The sequence below is a fragment of the Micromonospora sp. ABR4_055 genome, assembly GCF_056160425.1.
Genome location: NZ_JBSWXD010000132.1, coordinates 1 through 19691 on the forward strand (window position 1 = coordinate 1; position 19691 = coordinate 19691).

Genomic DNA, 19691 nt, shown 5'->3' on the forward strand with positions numbered 1-19691 from the left:
GCGATCTGGCACAACAACAAGACCGGCGCACCCGTCACCCGGTCCCTGATCGCCTACGACCACTGACGGGACTTCGGAACAACTCGTCTAGTCGAGCGACCGGCTCACCCGGCACCGACGGACAGTGACGCCGTGTCGGACAGGCATCGAAGCCGTCGCCTTGGCGGGTAATGACCGATTCGTCACCCGGTGGTGGCGACCCGGTCCGGCTCCGCCTCGTCGCGGGCGTCGACGATTGCGGCCACCAGGTCGTCCAGAGTGTCCATCCGCTGGCCGGAGCCGTCGAACTCCACCTCGACGCCGAACTCGGCCTCGACGGCGTCGACCAGACGGAGCAGGCCAAGCGAGTCGACTCCCAGCGCGATCAGCGATCCGCCGCCGGTCAGCTGGTCGATCGGCACCGTGCCGCCGGTCGCCTCGTCGACCAGCTCCATCACCCGCTGCCGCAGCGTCGTCGTGTCCACCGAATCCTCCTTCGTCTCCACCTTGTTCGGCGTCGTCCGCCCGGTCAGCACCGGCCGCCGGCCTCGCGGACCAGGTTGGCGATCTCGGCGATCGTCGGCGTGTCGAAGAACGCGTCCAGAGGCACCTCGACGCCGAGCCGACGGTGGATCCGGCTACTGATCCGGGTGATCGTCAACGAGTGCCCGCCCAGGTCGAAAAGGTCCTCGTCGATGCCGATCTCGGCGATCTGCAGCACGTCCTGCCAGATCGACCGGATCGCATCGAGGACCGGGTCCGCCTCGGCGGGGTCTGGGGCGCCGACCGGGTCCGTACCGCCGGTCGTCGGTGCCGGCAGCGCGGCCCGGTCCAGTTTTCCGTTCGGGCTCACCGGTAGCCGGTCGAGCAACACCCAGTCGGTGGGCACCATCGCCGTGGGCAGCGTTTCGGTCAGGTGCCGGCGCAGCTCGGCGACGGTCGGCGCGGCACCGCGGGGCGCCAGGTAGGCCACGAGCCGCGGCGACGCCTCGTCCGTACCGTTCAGCAGTACGGCGGCCTCGGCGAGAGCCGGATGCTCCAGCAGCCGGCCGGTGATCTCACCCAGCTCCACCCGGTGGCCGCGGATCTTCACCTGGTCGTCGGCCCGGCCGAGGAATTCCAGCCGGCCGTCGGGCAGCCAGCGACACAGGTCGCCGGTGCGGTACAGACGACGGCCGGCGTCGGTAGCGTACGGGTCGGGGACGAACCGCTCGGCGGTCAGCTCGGGGCGGTTCAGGTAGCCGTCGGCGACGCCCCGCCCGCCCAGGTACAGCTCGCCGGGCACTCCGATCGGCACCGGCCGCCGCTCTGCGTCCAGCAGGTACGCGGTGGTGTTCGGCACCGGCCGGCCGATGGTGACCTCGTCCGGCTGCGGCGGGATCTCCGCCATCGTCGCGTAGATCGTCGCCTCGGTCGGGCCGTACCCGTTGACCAGCCGGGCCACCCGTGAGCGCAACTGGCGGGCCAGCGGGACCGCCAGCGCCTCGCCGCCGGTGACCGCCACCACCTGGTCGTCGAGCCCGGCCTCCAGCAGGACCCGCCAACCCGACGGAGTCGCCTGCACATGTGTCACCCCGGTCTCGCGCATCAGCCGCAGCACCCCGGCGCCGTCGAGCGCGCTGACCCCGGAGGCCACCACCACCTGACCACCGGTGGTCAGCGGCAGGTAGACCTCGACCCCCGAGATGTCGAACGACGGCGAGGTCAGGTTGAGCCACCGGTCAGCCGGCCCACTGTCGAACATGTCCCGCATGCCGAGCAGGAGGTTGGCCAGCGCGCCGTGCGGGACACGTACCCCCTTGGGCCGCCCGGTGGAACCCGAGGTATAGAGCACGTACGCCAGCTCGTCCGGGTCGGGCAGGTCCGCGGTCCACGGGTCAGCGGCCCCTGGGGCACCGGTTTCTGGGTCAGCAGTCGTCAGATCGAGCTGGTCGAGGGCGAGCACCGGTGGCCCGGCCGGCAGGGCGGCCGCCGTACCGCTGGTGGTCAGTACCAGCGCCGGCGCGGCGTCGTCGAGGATCATCGCCTGCCGGGCCGGCGGATAGTTGGGGTCGACGGGCAGGTACGCGGCCCGACTGCGCAGCACCGCGAGCAGCGCGACGACCGCCTGCCAGGAGCGGTCCAGCAGCACGGCGACCAGCGATCCCGCCCCGACGCCACGGGCCCGCAGCAGCCCGGCCAGCCGAGCGCTGGCCGCGTCGAGATCGGCGTAGCTCAGCGTACGCCCACCGTCGACGACCGCGACGGCGTCCGGTGTCCGCCGTACCGCCGCCGCGAACAGCAGCGGCACGGTCGTGTCGGCCGGGTAGTCACGGCCGGTGGCGTTCCAGCCACGGCAGACCAGCTCGGACTCGGCGGGAGGCAGCACCGGAAGGTCGGCGATCGGCTGTTCCGGGTCGGTGGCCACGGCGGCCAGCAGGGTCCGCAAATGGTCGCCGACCCGGGCGACGGCGGCGGTGGGAACGGCCGTCGGGCTGAACTGCAGGTTGATCTCCAGGTGCTCCTGGTCGCTGTCCGGTGCCGGCCCGTCGACGACCTGGATGTGCAGCGCGTCGCGGGCCGCGCCGCTGAACATCGCCCAGTCGACGGTGGTCGGCACCGCGTCGAACACAGGTCCCGGCGCGCGGCGGCGGTAGCCGATCGACACCGGGGTGAGCGCGGGCGCCGGCCGCAGCCCGGTGGCAACGTGCGCCAGCGGGACGGCCCGGAACCGGTTCAGCGCCCGTGTCTCGTCCCGGACGGCGTGCGCGAGGTCACGGAAACCCGCGTCGTCGGGCACCGGGACGGTGACCGGCAGTTCGTTGACGAACAGGCCGATCTCGTCGGCGTCGTCGGCGGTACGGGTCGACACCCCGACGCCGACCGGGACCTGCTGGTTGCCGTACCTGTGCAGCAGCGCGTGCACCGCGGCCAGCAGCAGCTCGAACCGGTGGATCCCGAGTTTGCGCCGGGCCTGGTAGAGCCCGGCGACCAGACCCGGCGCCAGGACCACCGGTACGGCGTCGCCGGGTTCGGCGCCGGTCGGCACCCGGGTGAGACCGGGCAGCACCAGCCCACCCGGGCCGGACCAGCGGGTGGCCCAGTGTTCTGCGGCCGCCGCCGACTCGGCCGCGACCCGGTCCCGTTCGGTGCCGGCCCGTGCCGCGTACCCGTCGGTCGGTGCCGCCGGCAGTTCGACCGGGCGACCGGCGCGGGCGGCACCGTATGCCGCCGCCAGGTCCCGGACCAGCACGTCCTTGGACGTGCCGTCGAAGACCAGGTGGTGGGCGGTGATCAGCAGCAGGTGCCGGTCACCGTCGGCGGCGGGGATCAGGCTGAACCTGGCCAGCGGACCGGTGCGCAGGTCGTGGCGGCGGGCGATCTCCGCCGCGATCAGCCGGTCGGCGTCCGCGCCACCGGCCGACGGCGTCAGCCGCTGCAGCGCCTGATGCTGCAGCGTCGGGCGGTCGGCGGCCGGGGCGAGTCGCGGTACGCCGTCGCTGTCGTCGACCCGGGTGGCCAGGACCGGGTGCCGGTCGACGACGGCGGCGCACGCCGTGGCCAGCGCTGCCTGGTCCAGGCCGGCGGCGAACCACACGCCGAGGGCCATGTGGTACGCCGTACCCGCCACCCCGGCCTGTTCGGTGAACCAGACGGCGTGCTGTGCGTACGTCGCTTCGGCGGTGCCCACGGGATCCTCCTGGTACTGCTGTTGTCTTGTCGATGTCGGACGGTGCGGCCGGGTCGGAGCCGGTCAGCCCGGCGGGTCGAACAGCGCGGCCAGCGCCCGTTTGAGGACCTTGCCGGCCTCGTTGCGGGGCAGCGCCTCGACGACCAGCACCCGGGCCGGCAGTTGGTAGTCGGCGAGCCGGTCGGACAGGAAGGCACGCACCGCGGGCAGGGCGAGTTCGTGCGGTGCATGCCCGGCGCGGGGTACCAGCACCGCCCCGACAGCCGACCCGAGCACGGGGTGCGGGACGGCGACCGCGGCCGCCTCGCCGACGGCGGGATGCTCGTGCAGCGCGGCCTCCACCTCCAGTGAGGAGATCTTGAAGGCACCGGACTTGATCATGTCCTGGTGCCGGTCGGCGAGGTACAGGTAGCCGTCGGCGTCCAGCCGGCCGAGGTCACCCATCCGGACCCAGCCCTGACGGAAGGTCGCCTCGGTGGCCGGGCCGTCGCGGTAGTACGAGCGCGGATGCGGGCAGCGCAGCCAGACCTCGCCGACACTGCCCGGCGGCAGCGGCCGGCCCTGTTCGTCGGCGATCATCAGCTGACCCTCGGCCGGCCGGCCCACGGCGGCCCGTCGTGCCGGGTCGAAGACCATCACGGTCTGGGCGGGGGCGGCCTCGGTCGACGAGTAGTAGTTGACGATCGTCGCGGCCGGGAACGTCGCGGCCAGCCGGGTGGCGACCGCCGGTGCGAGCGCCGCCGCCGTCGACCCGATCAGCATCACGCCGGAGGTGTCCCGCGCCCGCAGGGCACCGGAGTCGAGCAGTTCGATCGCCATCGACGGGACCAGGAAGACGGTGCCGGTGCCGGGCGCGGTCACCAGGCGGGCGAACCGCGCCGGGGTGAACCGGGGCAGGGTCAGCGCGGCCGGCTTCGCGGTCAACGCGTTGAACAGCATGGTCTGCCCGGCGTTGGTGCCGATCGGGAAGGCGTGCAGGAAGCGTTCCGAGTGGGCCAGGGCCAGCCGGCGCGGGTGGTTCGGCGCCCCGGCCACGAGGTTGGCGTGACTGGCGCCGACGCCCTTGGGTCGGCCCGTGGTGCCCGAGGTGTAGAGGATCTGAGCCAGGTCACCGGGGCATGGCGGGGGAGCGGGCGCGTCGGTGCCGTCGGCGACCAGGTCGGCGAGCGCCAGTGGCGCGACCCCGGCGGGTACGGCCGGCGCCGGTCCGGCCGGAGCGGTCAGCGGGCCGTGCAGCACCAGCCGGGCGGCGCAGTGCCGCACCGCGTACTCCAGTTGGGCCGGGGCGAGACGGTCGGACAGCGGCACCGCGACCGCACCGGCCCGCAACACCGCGCAGTACGCCACGGCGTAGCCGGTCCACTCCCGCGCCGCGAACACCAGCGCGATCCGGTCACCGGGGGTCACCCCGGCCCGTCGCAGCGCGGCGGCCACCGCCAGCGACCCGACCCGCCAGTCGGCGAAGGTGAGCTGGCCCACGCCGTGGACCTCAATGGCGACCCGGTCGGGGTGCAGGGCGCAGCGCCAGTCGAGCAGTTCGGGTACGGTCCGAGCGGCCGGCGCGGCGGCCGGCCGCCGGGGGACACCGGTAGCTGGGCTCATCGGCCACCGCCGGGGGACGCCGGTTGCTGGGCTCGCTGTCCACCGCCGGGGGACGCCGCCACCCGGGCCTGCCGGGTCTCGATGCCGACCAGGTCGTCCGGCGGGGCGTCCGGCACCTCGTCGTCGAACCGGGACAGCACCCGGGTACGCATGGAGACGATCGCGGTCAGCGCGATGCAGACGCCGAAGGCGATGTAGAGCAGGGCGATGCCCCGGCCCGGACCGACCCCGATCACCAGCCCGACCGTGCCGGCCAGCGCCCCGTCCGGCATCAGCAGCGGCTCCATCAGGCTGGTGGCCAGCGGGGCGATCACCCCCCAGCCGAGTGGCATCGTCGACCAGGCGACCATCTGGTTGAGCGCGAAAACCCGACCGTGGAACCGGGGCGGCACCTTGATCTGGATGATCGTGTTGTAGATGCCGTTGACCAGGCCGAGCGCGCAGTACATGCCGAACGCCCCGGCACCGATCACCAGCAGGCTGGGGCGTAGCCCGGTCACCGCGCAGGCCACCGCGATGCCCAGCGTGCCGATCAGCACGGCCCGCATCCGGTAGCGGCGTGGGCCGCCCCAGACCAGCATCACCAGCCCGCCGACGGCCGCGCCGACCCCGCCGGTGAGCGCGATCCGGGCCACCTCGGCCAGCTCAGCGAAGCCCAGCACCAGCGGGGAGAGCAGGAACAGCACCGGGAACAGGAACAGGTTGAGGGCGGCGAAGAAGGCGAGCATGCCGCGGAACTCCCGGCGGCGCAGCGAGTAGCGCAGTCCGTTGAGAATCTCCTGCCCCAGGCTCTCTCGCCGCTGCAGCGCCAGCGTGCGGGGGAACCGGATCGCGATCAGCACCGTGACGGCGAAAACGTACGCCACCACGTCAATGATCATGATGCCGCGCAGTCCGACCGCCTCCAGCAGCGCGACCGCCAGCAGCGGCACCATGAACTGGGTCAACCCGACTGCGGTCTGGGTAAGGCCGTTGGCGTGGCCGAGGAAGCGTTTCGGCACCAGCTGCGGCACCGCCGACACGAACGACAGCCGTTGGAACGCCAACGCCACCGACAGCCAGCCGACGAGCAGGTAGAAGTGCCAGATCTCGGCCCGGTCGGCGATCAGCAGCCCGGCCATCACCGCCTTGGCGCCGCCAGCGGCGACGCTGGCGGCCAGTAGCACCCGGCGGCGACTCGTCCGGTCGATCAACGCCCCGGCCAGTGGGGCGATCAGCAGCCCGGGAAGCAGGCTGACGATCGAGAACAGGGCGAACCGGGCCAGCGAACCGGTCTCCAGATAGATCCACAGTGGTACGGCGAAGTTGGTCAACGCGGTGCCGGTGGTGGTGACGATCTGGCCGGCCGCGACCAGACCGAACCGGCGCAGGCTGGGCTGTGGCCCACCTGCCCGGTCCGGTCCGGTCGCCGCCCGGTCCGGTGCCGACGGTCCGGACCGGGCCCCCGGCGGATTGGCGGCCGGGCCTCGGTCGGAGACCGCGTGCAGCCGCCACGCTGGGTCTTCCACCCCCGCATCGTCGGTGGGTGGCACGTCTGGTTCGGCCGGTACGGCGAGCCGGAGGTGGACGCCGGTGACGATCTCCGCCAACTCGCCGGCCCGGTACTTGAGGAAGTAGTGCCCTGCCTCGTCGATCACCGCCAGCGCGGTGCGGTCGGACAGGAAGTGCCACTCCTGGAAACGTTCCTCATGGAAGTCGGTGCCCCGGTCGCGTTCCCCGACGACCGAGATCACCGGGGCGCGCAGCGGGGTCACCTGGTCGCGCATCAGCGCGGTGAAGTAGTCCTCGCTGACCCGGGCGTCGTGACGCATCGCCCGGATCAGGAACGCCGCCTCTTCCGGGTCGAGGGAACCGATCGACGTGCCCTGCGCCTGCAACCAGGTGCGGTAGATCCGGTCGCTGCGGACCCGCTCCACCAACCGCAGCCGCAGCAGCGGACCGAGCAGCCCGCCGGTCGGCCGGCCGAACGGGAAGATCGCACCGAGGTAGACCGCGGTCAACTCCCGCCCGGCCTGTTCCAGCCGGCGGGCCACCTCTACGGCGAGCGCCCCGCCGGGCCCACAGTGGCCGTAGAGGATCAGCGGTCCGTCGACCCGGTCCAGGATCTCCGCGACCACGCCTTCGGCGACTTCGTCGATCGGTGCCGGCTCGTCGGCCAGCCCGATGTCGTGCCCGGGCATCGCCACCGACAGCAGCCGCCAGCCGGCCGGCAGCGCGTCGGCGAGTGGCTGGTAGACCACCGCGCTGCCGCCGCCGTACGGGACACAGACCAGGGTGGCGACCCGCTCGGCGGCGGAGGTCGGTGCGGTCAGCTCATGCAGCAGCCGACCCCGCTCGGTGTCACCGTCGGTCAGCAGGGCGGCGAGTTCGCGTACGGTGCGGTGCCGGAACAGGTCCATCACGCTGACAGCCGGAGGCGCGCCGTCGCCGACGCGGACCGTCGGCAGTTCCCGGCGCAGCCGGGCGACCACCTGGGTGGCCAGCAGCGAATGCCCGCCCAGCTCGAAGAAGTCGTCGTCGGCGCCGACCCGGGGCACCTGCAGCACCGCCTGCCAGACGGCGGCGATCAGCGTCTGCACCGGACCGGTCGGCTCGACGTACTCGCGGGCGGGTTGATCGTCGCCCGGTTCCGGCAGCGCCCTGCGGTCGATCTTGCCGTGCTCCTGCAGCGGCAGCCGGTCCAGCCAGCAGTACCGACTGGGGATCATGTGGTCCGGCAATCGGTCGGCGAGCAGCCGGCGCAGCTCGGCCGGCTCCGGCCCGTGCGCCGTCTCCGGTGCCGGGTCCTGCGGGGCGCGTTCCAGGTAGCCGACCAACCGGTCGTCACGCAGCAGTACGGCGGCCTGCCGTACCCCGGGAATCTCGCGCAGCGCCGCCTCCACCTCACCCAGCTCCACCCGGTAGCCGCGGATCTTGACCTGGTGGTCGGTGCGGCCCAGGAAGAGCAGTTCGCCGTCGGCACGCCACGCGCCGAGGTCACCGGTGCGGTACAGCCGGGAGCCGGGCGGACCGAACGGGTCCGGGACGAACCGCTGCCCGGTCAGCCCGGGCCGGTTCAGGTAGCCGCGGGCCAGCCGGTCGCCGCCCAGGTACACCTCACCCGGTACGCCGACCGGCACCGGCCGCAGCCGGGCGTCGAGCACGTGCACCCGGGCGTACGGCAGTGGGCGGCCGATCGGCACGCTGCCCGGCCCCCGCTCGTGCGCCGACACCCGGTAGGTGGTCACCCCGACGGTGGCCTCAGTCGGTCCATAATGGTTGAACACTGGTACGCCGTGCCCGGCCAGGTCCGCCGCCCAGTCCAGGTCGGCCGCCTCCCCGCCCAGGATCAGCGCCCGCCGGGGCAGCAGCCGCGCCGTGTCAACCTCGGCGGCCAGCGCCCGCAGATGCGACGGCGTCATCTTCAGGTAGTCGATCCGTCCGGTGCGCAGCGCGTCGGCGAGCTCCTCGCCGGTGCATCGCCTCGGCACCAGATGCACGCAACCGCCGGTCGCCAACGCCAGGTAGAACACGGTGACGCTGAAGTCGAACGACAGCGACTGCAGCAGCGCGTACCGGCCGGCCGGCACGACGTCGAACCGCTCGGCGACCCCGTCCAGATAGTTCAGTACCTGCCGGTGGGCGACCGCGACCCCCTTGGGCACGCCGGTCGAGCCGGACGTGTAGATGACGTAGGCCAGGTCGTCGCCGCCCGCCGCCCCTGCCGGCGGCCCGGTCGGCTGCTTTGCGACGACCGGGGCGATCCGGTCCAGGCAGGTCGCCCCGGCGAGGGCCGCCTGGGCGGCGTCGCCGCCCAGCTCGGCGCGGATCGCGCTGCTGGTCAACACCACCGTCGGGGCGGCGTCGGCGAGCATCAGCCGCAGCCGGGCGGGTGGCTGCTCGGGATCGAGCGGCAGGTAGGCCCCGCCGGCCCGCAGTACGGCGAGCAGCGCGACCGCCAACTGCACCGACTGGTCCAGGCAGACGCCGACCAGGTGGCCCGGCGCGACACCCTGCTCCCGCAGCTGGTGGGCCAGCTGGTTGGCGCGTCGGTCCAGCTCGGCGTAGCTGATCAGGTCGTCGCCGTGGACCACGGCGGGTGCCTGCGGGGTGGCCGTGGCGTGCCGGGTGACCAGGTCGCCGAGGTTGACCGCCCCGGCAGTGGCCGGTCGTGGCCGGTCGGTGCCGGGCACCGGGCCGGTGCTGAACGCGGTCAGTTGCCGCTGCTGTGCGTCGTCGAGCAGCGGCAGATCCACCACCGGCCGGTCCGGGTCGGCCACCGCGGCGCGCAGCAACGCCCGGTAGTGCCCGGTGAGCCGTGCCACGGTGGCGGCGTCGAACAGGTCGGTGTTGTAGACCAGCATGGCCCGCAGCCCGTCGCCGGTCTCGCTGACGTAGAGCGACAGGTCGAACCGGGCCGCCGCCGTGTCGCTGCCGAACGCCCCGGTGGTGATCCCGCGCGGCCAGCTGCTCCGCGCCCGCGAGTAGTTCTGCAGGGTGAACAGCACCTGGAACACCGGCGCCCGACTGACGTCGCGGGCGACGTTGAGCTCCTTGACCAGACGTTCGAACGGGACCTCCTGGTGGCTCAGCGCCCGTAGCACCCGCCCCCGGGTACGGCGCAGCAGCTCACCGAAGCCCGGCTCACCGCCGTCGCCGGCACTGCTGGCACCACCGCGATCGCCGGCACCGCCACCGCCGGCGCCGTTGGCCGGTGCCCGGGACAGGTCGGCCCGGATCGCCACCGTGTTGACGAACAGCCCGACGAGGTTCTCCACCTCCGGCACCACCCGGCCGGCGACCGGTGATCCGACGGCGAAGTCCCGCTGCCCGCTGTACCGGAACAACGTCGCCTGCCAGCCGGTGAGCAGCGTCATGTAGAGGGTGCTGCGGTGGGCCCGGCTCAGCCGGCGCAGCGCCGCGGTGAGCTCGGCGTCGAAGCCGAACCGGTGCACGTCGCCGGCGTACGACTGCACGGCGGGTCGGGGCCGGTCGGTCGGCAGCTGCAGCGGCGGCACTCCGGCGAGCGCCCCGGTCCAGTAGGTGAGCTCCCGCTGAACGGCCGGCCCGTCACCGCGTACCCGCTGCCAGGCGGCGTAGTCGGCGTAGTCGATGGCCGGTGCCGGCGGCACCGGCAGACCGTCGGTGAGCGCGCCGTAGAGGGCGGCGACCTCGGCCAGCAGCAGGTTCAGCGACCAGCCGTCGCTGACGATGTGGTGCATCCCCACATGCAGCACCTGGTCGTCATCGCCGAGCCGGACCAGGAGCACCCGCAGCAGCGGTGCGACGGCCAGGTCGAACGGGGTCCGCACGGCGGCGTCGACCAGCTCCCGGGCGTGTGCCTCGTTGTCGGCGTCGAGCACCGTGAACGGTACGGTGACCTGCGGTACCACCTCGACCTGCGGCTCGCCGTCGAGGTTCTCGGTGAACCGCATCCGCAGGCTGTCGTGGCGGGCCGCGGCGGTATCCACTGCGGCACGCAGCAGGTCGGCATCGAGCGGTCCACCCATCCGTACCGTGCTGTGCACGACGTAGCCGGCGGTACCCGGCGTCAGCTGTTCGGTGAACCAGATCCGCTCCTGACCGAACGACAGTGCCGGACTTTCCCCTTTTCGGTGCTGAATCACTTGTGATTGGATCGGGACATCCTGCGCTGGTACGTCGAGATTCGTCACCCGGATTGCCTTTGATTCGTCTACGTGAGCCATCAGCCTGACCCCCGTCGTCGGCACAGCGGAATCAACTTTTAGTGCACTGTGGTACGGACGAATGATCGATTCGATGCATGTCGTGCCGTCGTACCGTCGGGAATGCGATTCGTCGATGCCGTCGTGCCCGCCGAGTGGGCCATGGACGAGTTGGTCCACGCGGAGTTCCACGGTGGCCGGACTGAGGTGGCCCACATGACCTGGGCGCAGCAGGTCATGTGGCGGGCCGCCGCCCTGTCGAGGACCCAGCACCTGTTCCTCAACCTGCGTCGGGTGCTGGCGGTGCCGCGTCGGGCCCCGGCCGACCTGTCCAGCGTGGTGCGGGCAATCGGCGTGCTAGTCGGCCGGCACGGCGGGCTGCGTACCCGGGTATGCCGGACGGCGGACGGCACGTCGCGGCAGGAGACCGCGGCGGCCGGGCAGGTCCCGGTCCTGGTGGTTGCGGGCACCGGCGACGGCGCCGTGGCGGCCGCCGAGCTCACCCGCCGGCTGGGTGATATCGCCTTCGACCACGGTCGGGAGTGGCCGGTGCGGTTCGCCGTGGTGCGGGTCGACGGCGTGGTACGCCAGCTGGTGCTGGTTTTCAGCCACTCGACCGTGGACGCGTACGCGGTCGAGGTGGTGCTGCGTGACCTGCGGCTGATCCTGCTCCGGGGCGACCTGGGCACCCCGGCCGGGCTGCAGTCGGTGGACGTGGCCCGCCGCCAGCACGGGCCGGACCAGCGGCACTCGGGCCGTACCGTGGCGTACTGGCTCCGGCAGTACCGCCGGCTGGCCGACGTCTCGCTCGACGAGCCGGCGCCGCCGGCCACCCCACGGCTGCACCGGGGCACACTGGTCTCGTCGGCCGCCGCCACCGCCGCCCGGATGGTCGCCGCCCGGCATCGGGTGAGTTTCTCGACGGTGCTGCTCGCCGCTACCACCGCCCTGTCCGCCGGAGCGACCGGGCGTCAGGTCTGCGGACTGTTCAACATGTCGCACAACCGCTTCCGGCCCGAGTACGTCAATGCGATCGCCAATCTCGGTCAAATCGGCTTCTGCGTGCTGGACATCGCCGATCGCCCGGGTTTCTTTGAGCTGCTACCACGGATCTATCGGGTCGCGCTGGACGGATACTTGCACGCCTACTACGACGCCGTCGCGATGCGGACGACGTTCGAGGAGCTCGGCTACGACTACACCACCGCATTCCTGCCGCACTACTATTTTAACGACGTCCGGCTGCCCGGCGGGGACGTGGTGGACGACGTGCCGCCGGTAGCCGAGCAGCAGTTGCGGGCGGCCGCCGACGACAGTCGCTTCTCCCGGACCGACGGCCTGGACGCCGCCTCCTGGCACCGCCTGCTGCACGTGGTGGACGAGCCGGATGCGCTCGGCCTCACCTACACGGTCGACACCCGGTTCCTGGCACCGGAAACGATCGAGCCGTACCTGCGCGACCTGGAGTCGCTGCTCATCGAGGCCGCCTACCGGGACGTGCCCTGGCCCTGGCAGCCCAGCCCTGGCGGCGGACGGGGCCAGATCGTCAGGTGAAGCCAAGCTGGTGCGCTAGGACGACATGGGCCTGCCCCGCCCCCGTCGTGTGGGAGCAGGGCAGGCCGCGGTAGGCGTGGTTGCCTACGGTTCGCGGTACGACGTCCGTGGCTGGCCGTGATGGTCACCGCCGCCGGGATCGCCGGCGGCTCCGGGCTGTCGCCGAGCATCAGGAGGTTAGCGGTGCGGGCTGCGGGTGTCGGACCGGTGGGGTCGATGGTGAGCTGCGCCGCATCCCGGTGGACAGCCCAGGCGGTCCGGGTGGATCGGCGGGGTCAGCGGGAGGCGACGCCGGCGCGGCGCTTGCTCCACACATCGAAGGCGACCGCGGCCAGCAGCACCGCACCCTTGACCAGCATGACGTTCTCACTGGGGGCGCCGATCAGCGACATCCCGTTGTTGATCACGCCCATGATCAGACCGCCGGTGACCGCGCCGACCACCTTGCCGACCCCGCCCTGCACGGCCGCCCCGCCGATGAACGCGGCGGCGATCGCGTCCAGCTCGAAGGTGTTGCCGGCGGTCGGTCCGGCCAGGTTGAGCCGGCCGGCGAAGATGATCCCGGCCAGCGCGGAGAGCACCCCCATGTTCACGAAGATCCAGAACACGACGGACTTGACCTTGACCCCGGACAGCACCGCGGCCTGCAGGTTGCCGCCGACCGCGTAGATCTGCCGACCGAACACCGACCGCTTGGTCAGCAGCGAGTAGCCGAGCACCAGGGCCGCCAGCAGCACCAGCACCCACGGCAGGTTCTTGAACCGGGCCAACTGCACGATCACGAACAGCACCGCCGCCGAGGCGCCGACGATCTTGAACAGGAAGACCGGCATCGGCTCCACCGCCTGGTCGTAGCCGAGCCGGGCGACCCGGGCCCGCCACTGGCTGACCGCGATACCGCCGACCGCGACCAGACCGACCAGCAGGCTGACCAGATCGGCGCCGCCGAGCGGGCCCAACCCGATGTTGCCCAGATAGCCCTCGGTGAAGCCGTTGGCGAGGGTACGCACCGGATCCGGGAACGGCCCGATGCCCTGGTTGCCGAGCACACTCAGGGTGAGCGCCCGGAACAGCAGCATCCCGGCCAGGGTGACAATGAACGCCGGGATGCCGAAGTACGCGATCCAGAAGCCCTGCCAGGCGCCGATCGCGGCACCGGCGATCAGGGTGATCAGCAGGGCCAGCGGCCAGGGCAGGTCGTGCTCGACCATCAGTACGGCGGCGATCGCCCCGGTCGCGCCGACCACCGAGCCGACCGACAGGTCGATATGCCCGGCGATGATGACCAGGATCATGCCGATCGCCAGGATCAGCACGTACGAGTTCTGCACGATGATGTTGGACAGGTTCTGCGGCTGCAGCAGTGCCCCGTCGGTCAGCACCGCGAACAGCACGACGATCAGCCCGAACGCGATGTAGATGCCGCTCTCGCGGACGTTGATCCGGGCGACGCTCACCGGTCGGCCCCCGATCCCTGCTCCTGTCCCTGCACCATGTGCTGCATGAGTCGCTCCTGGGTGGCGTCGGCCCGCCGCACCTCGCAGGTGATCCTGCCGGCCGACAACGTGTAGATCCGGTCGCACAGCCCGATCAGTTCGGGCAGTTCAGAGGAGATGACCAGGACCGCCGTACCGTTGTCGGCGATCTGGTTGATGATCGAGTAGATCTCGTACTTGGCGCCGACGTCGATGCCCCGGGTCGGCTCGTCCAGGATCAGCACGTCCGGCTCAGTGAAGATCCACTTGGACAGCACGACCTTCTGCTGGTTGCCGCCGCTGAGCTTGCCGACGATGCTCGCCACGCTCGGCGCCTTGATGTTCATGCTGCGGCGGAACCCCTGCGCCGTCCGGTGCTCGGCGCCCTCGTTGACCCAGCCACGGCGGGCCAGCCGGGTCAGCCCGGCCGCCGACACGTTGCGCTGGATGTCCTCGATCAGGTTGAGTCCGTACCGCTTGCGGTCCTCCGTGGCGTACGCGATGCCGTGGTCGATCGCCTCGCGGACCGAGCGCAGCTGGATCTGCCGGCCGTCCTTGTAGACCCGGCCGCTGATGTCCCGGCCGTACGCCCGACCGAAGACGCTCATCGCGAGCTCGGTCCGACCGGCTCCCATCAGCCCGGCCAGCCCGACGACCTCCCCACGGTGCAGGGTGAGGTTGGCGTCGGCGACGACCACCCGGTCGCCGTCCGGGGAGCGCACCGTCCACTCCTCGATCCGCAGCGCCTCGGCGCCGATTTTCGGGGTGCGCGGCGGGAACCGGTGCTCCATCGACCGGCCCACCATGCCGGCGATCAGCCGGTCCTCGGTGACCTCGTCGTTCGCCGGGTCGAGCGTCTCGATCAGTTCGCCGTCGCGCAGGATGCTGATCGTGTCGGCGATGGCGAGGATCTCGTTGAGCTTGTGCGAGATGATCACACAGGTGATGCCGGTGTCCCGCAGCCCGCGGAGCAGGTCGAGCAGGTGCGCGGAGTCCTCGTCGTTGAGCGCGGCGGTGGGCTCGTCCAGGATCAGCAGCTTCACCTGCTTGGACAGCGCTTTGGCGATCTCGACCAACTGCTGCTTGCCCACCCCGATTTCGGCGACCAGGGTGGTCGGATTCTCCGTCAACCCGACCCGGCGCAGCAGCTCGGCCGCCTGGTGGTTGGTGTGGTTCCAGTCGATGAGCCCACGGCGGGTCTGTTCGTTGCCGAGGAAGATGTTCTCGGCGATCGTCAGCTGCGGGCAGAGCGCCAGCTCCTGGTGGATGATCACGATGCCCCGGTGCTCGCTGTCCCGGATCCCGGCGAACCGGGCCGGCCGGCCGTCGAAGCTGGTCTCTCCGGCGTACGACCCGTGCGGGTAGACGCCGGAGAGCACCTTCATCAGGGTCGACTTGCCGGCGCCGTTCTCGCCGCAGATGGCGTGGATCTCGCCCCGGCGTACGGTCAGGTTGACGTCGTGCAGGGCACGCACGCCGGGGAACGTCTTGGTGATGCCCCGCATCTGCAGGATGGCGTCGGTCGGCATGATCGTGGACTCAGCCCAGCTGCTCGGCCGAGTAGTAGCCGCTGTCGATCAGCACTTCGTAGTTGCTCTTGTCGATGATCACCGGCTCGAGCAGGTAGGACGGGACGACCTTCTCCCCGTTGTCGTAGTCGGTGGTGTTGTTGACCTCCGGCTCGTCGCCGCTGAGGACGGCGTGCGCCATCTCGACGGTCTTCTTGGCCAGCTCGCGGGTGTCCTTGAAGATCGTCGAGTACTGCTCGTCGGCCAGGATCGACTTGACCGAGACCTCCTCGGCGTCCTGCCCGGTCACCACCGGGTAGGGCTGGCCGGCGGTGCCGTATCCGCTGCTCTTGAGCGCGGACAGGATGCCGATGGAGAGCCCGTCGTACGGCGAGAGCACCCCGTCGACCGTGACGCCGCCCTGGTAGGTGCGGGTGAGCAGGTCCTCCATCCGCCGCTGTGCGGTCTCCGGGTCCCAACGCAGGATCGCGACGGTGTCGAAGTCGGTCTGGCCGCTGCGGATCACCAGCTTGCCCGAGTCGATGTGCGGCTGCAGCACCGACATCGCGCCGTCGAAGAAGAAGGTGGCGTTGTTGTCGTCCGGCGATCCGGCGAACAGCTCGATGTTGAACGGGCCGTCGGCCTCGCCGGCGGAGCCGTCCGCGTTGAGCATGCCGAGTCCGACCAGCAAGGACGTGGCCTGCTGTACGCCAACCTTGAAGTTGTCGAAGGTGGCGTAGTAGTCCACGTTCGGGCTGTTGCGGATGAGTCGGTCGTAGGCGATGACCGGGATGCCCTGGTCGGCGGCCTGCTGCAGCTGGGTGGTCAGCGCCGTGCCGTCGATCGAGGCGACGATCAGCAGCCGGGCGCCCCGGGTGATCTGGTTCTCAATCTGGTTGACCTGGGTCGGGATGTCGTTCTCCGCGTACTGCAGGTCGACCTCGTAACCCAGCTCCTCCAGCGCGGCCTTGACGTTGTCGCCGTCGCTGATCCAGCGTTCGGAGGACCGGGTGGGCATGGTGACACCGACCAGGGCCCCCGTGTTGTCGCCGTCGCCGGTCTCCTGGTTGATGGTCTTCTCGCTGGAGCCGCAGGCGGCCAGGCTGGTCGCCAGGGCAGCGGCTACGCCGATCGTGGCCAGCCGTTGGATTATGGTGCTCGTGCGCAGTTGCACGGACGTCTCCCTCTCTGGGATGGGCTGCGGGCGGTGGCGCCGCAGGCGGGAGGTTGTGGTGCCGTGGGCGATGAGGTGCCGGACCGCTGGGCGGTGCACCGGGCACGGCGGGCGGCCGGTGGCCATGCGGCCCCGTCACGCTGTCGGGTTGCTGCAAACTATCGGTGGCACTGTGAGTCGCAGTGTTATCGCTCACAAGTTCGCTGTCAAGAGCCCCTACGCGATCCTTGGGAAACCGATGCGAAACATCCGACCGCCCGCGCCGGCGTCGCCCCGACGCCTCCGTTGCGGGACGTTTCCACAGCTCAAGGGCTGGATGTGGAGCGCCGTCGGCTCTGCTGGCGGGCCGGTTCAGCTGGGCGCGGCGACGCTGCGCCGGTGCACCAGGGTCGGCTCGATGGTGTGCCGCTCGTCGCTGCGCGCGCCCGACTCGATCTGCCGCAGCAGCAGCGCCAGACTCGCCTTGGCCACCGCGTCGAAGTCCGGCCGTACGGTGGTCAGCGGTGGGGTGAAGTAGGCGGCCTCCGGCACGTCGTCGAAGCCGACGATGCTGACCTCGTCCGGCACCCGCCGGCCCCGCTCGCTCAGGGCCCGCAGGATGCCCAGCGCGAGGTGGTCGTTGGCGGCGAAGATGGCGGTGACGTCGCGCATCCGGGCCAACATCTGCCCGGCGCGGTAGCCGGACGCCGCGCTCCAGTCGGCCGGCACCAGTGGCGGGACCTCGGCGCCGGCGTCCCGCAGGGTCTGCTCCCAGCCGTGGATCCGCCCGGCGCTGTCGAACCAGTCGCCCGGACCGGAGACGTGCCAGACGGTCGGGTGACCCGCGTCCAGCAGGCACCGGGTGGCGGCCCGGGCCCCGGCCGCCTGGTCGACGGTGACCAGCGCGGTGTTGTGCTGCGGGTCACCGTCGATGGTGACCAGTGGCACTCCGGCCGGCACCTGTTGCACGGCCTCGCCGGCGGAGACCACCGGTGCGAGCACTACCAGGCCGGCGACCCGCTGGTCGAGGTGGCGGTCGACGACGCCAGCGATGGACTGCCGATCCAGACTGCGGACGCTGCCCACGTTGACCGCGAACCCGGCGGCCCCGGCGGCCTGCTCGAACGCGGCGAGCAGGGACGCTGGACCGTAGAGCGTCGAGTTCTGTGCCACCACTCCGATCACCTGTGACTTGCCGGTGACCAGGGCGCGGGCCGCGCGGTTCGGCCGGTAGCCCAGCTCGGCGATGGCGGCTCGGACCCGTAGCCGGGTCTGTTCGCGCACGTTGGGGTGACCGTTGAGAACCCGGGACACCGTCTGGTGGCTCACCCCGGCCAGCCTGGCCACATCCGTCATCGCTGGTTCCCGGACGCTTCTGCTGCTCACCGCTGCCCACCTCAAGTCCGGCCGGGACGTGCCGGCACTGCCGATGATCTTCAGACCCGGCGTGGTGCCAGGGCCGCGGAACTGGACCGGCCGGGTGGGCCGGGCTGTCTTCCGGTGCCCGTGCCAGCTCCGTCAACAGCGAGGTTAGCGGTCACCCACCGGGAGCCGCCATGGGCTGGCGGCGAGCCGAGGGGAGAACCTGGTTCCGCCGATCCGGCAGCGGTTGCCCTACTACGGAGACCCGACCGGATACCCTGGTCTGCGACCGTTGTCGATGTTATCGCTCATCTGATCGTCCCGCCCCACTCGGTGGTGCCGAGGGAAGTTGTCGCAACAGAGCGGTAACGGCCGCGATCCACCCCCTTGACGTGCTCGATGAGAACGGTAACACTCCTGAAACGCGGCGGTTGAGCCTCGGCTGTCGATGGCATCCCGACCAGTTGGGCCACCTGGGAAGGGTGTCGGTGGGTCGGAAGCTTGGCGTACGCCGGGTGTTTGACCGAATCGCAAAGTTAACGCTAACAGTCGGTCCACCGCATCCGTGGACCGTTTCGACCGCCGGTCGTCCGGCCAACCGGCGGACGACATCAGCCTCAGCGGGAGGTAGGCAGTGTTCAGACGTTTTTCCGCCGTCATGATCGCGGCGATGCTGGTGGCGACCACCGCCGCCTGTGGTGACTCGGGCGCGGAGGGGGGTGGCGGCGGTGACGACCAGATCGTCCTCGGCTTCTCCCAGGTCGGCGCCGAAAGTGGCTGGCGTACGGCGAACACCAAGTCGGTCCAGGAGTCTGCGGCCGAGGCCGGGATCGAGCTGAAGTTCGCCGACGCCCAGCAGAAGCAGGAGAACCAGATCAAGGCGATCCGCAACTTCATCGCCCAGCGGGTCGACGTGATCGCCTTCTCCCCGGTCGTGGAGTCCGGGTGGGACACGGTGCTCAAGGAGGCCAAGGATGCCGAGATCCCGGTGATCCTGACCGACCGGGCAGTGGACTCGCAGGACGAGACGCTGTACGAGACCTTCATCGGCTCCGACTTCGTCCTCGAGGGTCGGCTCTCCGGGGAGTGGCTGGCCGAGGAGTTCGCCGACGAGCCCGGCCCGGTGCGGATCGTCGAGCTGCAGGGCACCACCGGCTCGGCTCCGGCCAACGACCGCAAGCAGGGCTTCGGTGAGGCGATCGCCGTCGACCCGAAGTTCGAGATCATCGCGTCGCAGACCGGTGAGTTCACCCGGGCCAAGGGTAAGGAGGTCATGGAGGCCTTCCTCCAGGCCCACGACGACATCGACGTGCTCTTCGCGCACAACGACGACATGGGTCTCGGCGCGATCGAGGCGATCGAGGCCGCCGGTCTGGTGCCCGGCCAGGACATCACGATCATCACGATCGACGCGGTCCGCGACGGCATGCAGGCGCTCGCCGACGGCAAGATCAACTTTATCGCGGAGTGCAGCCCGCTGCTCGGGCCACAGCTGATGGAGTTGGTCGAGCAGGTGCACGCCGGCGAGTCGGTGCCCAAGCGGGTGGTCACCGAGGAGACCACCTTCACCCAGGAGCAGGCCGAGGAAGCGCTGCCCACCCGGGAGTACTGAGCCGATCCGTCGTCCCGCCCGGTCCCCCCACCAAGCAGGACGACAGGGCAGGCGCCCGCCACCCGCCCCCTCCGCCCCCCTCTCTTCCCCCCCCCTCCCCCCCCCCACCA

The 19691-nt window shown here is 71.3% G+C and carries 10 protein-coding genes; 2 read left to right on the forward strand and 8 right to left on the reverse strand.

All coding sequences use genetic code 11. From position 1 onward, the window contains the following. Positions 1–182: 182 nt before the first annotated feature. The 4 genes from ACXAHD_RS24575 to ACXAHD_RS24590 all read right to left on the reverse strand — a co-directional run bounded on the left by ACXAHD_RS24575 (position 183) and on the right by ACXAHD_RS24590 (position 10857). A complete protein-coding gene (locus ACXAHD_RS24575) occupies positions 183–464 on the reverse strand; it encodes an acyl carrier protein (RefSeq protein WP_281551206.1) in 282 nt (93 codons plus the stop codon). Positions 465–508: 44 nt separating this feature from the next. After that, positions 509–3649 (reverse strand): non-ribosomal peptide synthetase, encoded by a 3141-nt coding sequence (locus ACXAHD_RS24580; protein ID WP_475053457.1) that lies wholly within the window; start codon positions 3647–3649, stop codon positions 509–511. Between the two features lie 63 nt (positions 3650–3712). Beyond that, on the reverse strand, positions 3713–5251 hold the full coding sequence (locus tag ACXAHD_RS24585; RefSeq protein WP_289213470.1) for a class I adenylate-forming enzyme family protein: 1539 nt from the start codon (positions 5249–5251) through the stop codon (positions 3713–3715). Next, positions 5248–10857, reverse strand: coding sequence for a non-ribosomal peptide synthetase/MFS transporter (locus ACXAHD_RS24590; RefSeq protein WP_289213469.1), 5610 nt, complete (start codon positions 10855–10857; stop codon positions 5248–5250). Before ACXAHD_RS24590 ends, ACXAHD_RS24585 begins: the two co-directional genes overlap by 4 nt. Positions 10858–11040: 183 nt before the next feature. Here ACXAHD_RS24590 and ACXAHD_RS24595 point away from each other — a divergent pair, with 183 nt between their 5' ends. After that, positions 11041–12471 carry a condensation domain-containing protein gene (locus tag ACXAHD_RS24595; RefSeq protein ID WP_289213468.1) on the forward strand — a complete coding sequence of 477 codons (1431 nt, stop codon included), beginning with the start codon at positions 11041–11043 and terminating at the stop codon, positions 12469–12471. A 275-nt stretch (positions 12472–12746) separates the two neighbouring features. On the opposite strand, the gene mmsB is transcribed toward ACXAHD_RS24595, so the two are convergent. The 4 genes from mmsB to ACXAHD_RS24615 all read right to left on the reverse strand — a co-directional run bounded on the left by mmsB (position 12747) and on the right by ACXAHD_RS24615 (position 17963). Continuing rightward, positions 12747–13928 (reverse strand): multiple monosaccharide ABC transporter permease, encoded by a 1182-nt coding sequence (gene mmsB, locus ACXAHD_RS24600; protein ID WP_278170952.1) that lies wholly within the window; start codon positions 13926–13928, stop codon positions 12747–12749. Then, a complete protein-coding gene (gene mmsA / locus ACXAHD_RS24605; RefSeq protein ID WP_289213467.1) occupies positions 13925–15475 on the reverse strand; it encodes a multiple monosaccharide ABC transporter ATP-binding protein in 1551 nt (516 codons plus the stop codon). Before mmsA ends, mmsB begins: the two co-directional genes overlap by 4 nt. 10 nt (positions 15476–15485) lie before the next feature. Further along, the gene (gene chvE / locus ACXAHD_RS24610) at positions 15486–16628 is read right to left on the reverse strand and encodes a multiple monosaccharide ABC transporter substrate-binding protein (RefSeq protein ID WP_281551187.1); all 1143 of its coding nucleotides are present in this window, start codon (positions 16626–16628) and stop codon (positions 15486–15488) included. Between the two features lie 351 nt (positions 16629–16979). Beyond that, entirely contained in the window at positions 16980–17963 is a 984-nt protein-coding gene (locus ACXAHD_RS24615) for a LacI family DNA-binding transcriptional regulator (protein ID WP_281555677.1), read from the reverse strand. Between the two features lie 664 nt (positions 17964–18627). On the opposite strand from ACXAHD_RS24615, the gene ACXAHD_RS24620 reads away from it, so the two are divergent. Further along, positions 18628–19581 (forward strand): ABC transporter substrate-binding protein, encoded by a 954-nt coding sequence (locus ACXAHD_RS24620; protein ID WP_475053463.1) that lies wholly within the window; start codon positions 18628–18630, stop codon positions 19579–19581. Positions 19582–19691 lie beyond the last annotated feature (110 nt).

What these genes read in the sequence shown, in the direction of transcription:
- ACXAHD_RS24615 (WP_281555677.1), bottom strand. Translation starts at nt 17,963, where the DNA reads ATGACGGATGTGGCCAGGCTGGCCGGGGTGAGCCACCAGACGGTGTCC.
- ACXAHD_RS24585 (WP_289213470.1), bottom strand. Translation starts at nt 5,251, where the DNA reads ATGAGCCCAGCTACCGGTGTCCCCCGGCGGCCGGCCGCCGCGCCGGCC.
- ACXAHD_RS24620 (WP_475053463.1), top strand. Translation starts at nt 18,628, where the DNA reads ATGATCGCGGCGATGCTGGTGGCGACCACCGCCGCCTGTGGTGACTCG.
- ACXAHD_RS24595 (WP_289213468.1), top strand. Translation starts at nt 11,041, where the DNA reads ATGCGATTCGTCGATGCCGTCGTGCCCGCCGAGTGGGCCATGGACGAG.
- mmsA (WP_289213467.1), bottom strand. Translation starts at nt 15,475, where the DNA reads ATGCCGACCGACGCCATCCTGCAGATGCGGGGCATCACCAAGACGTTC.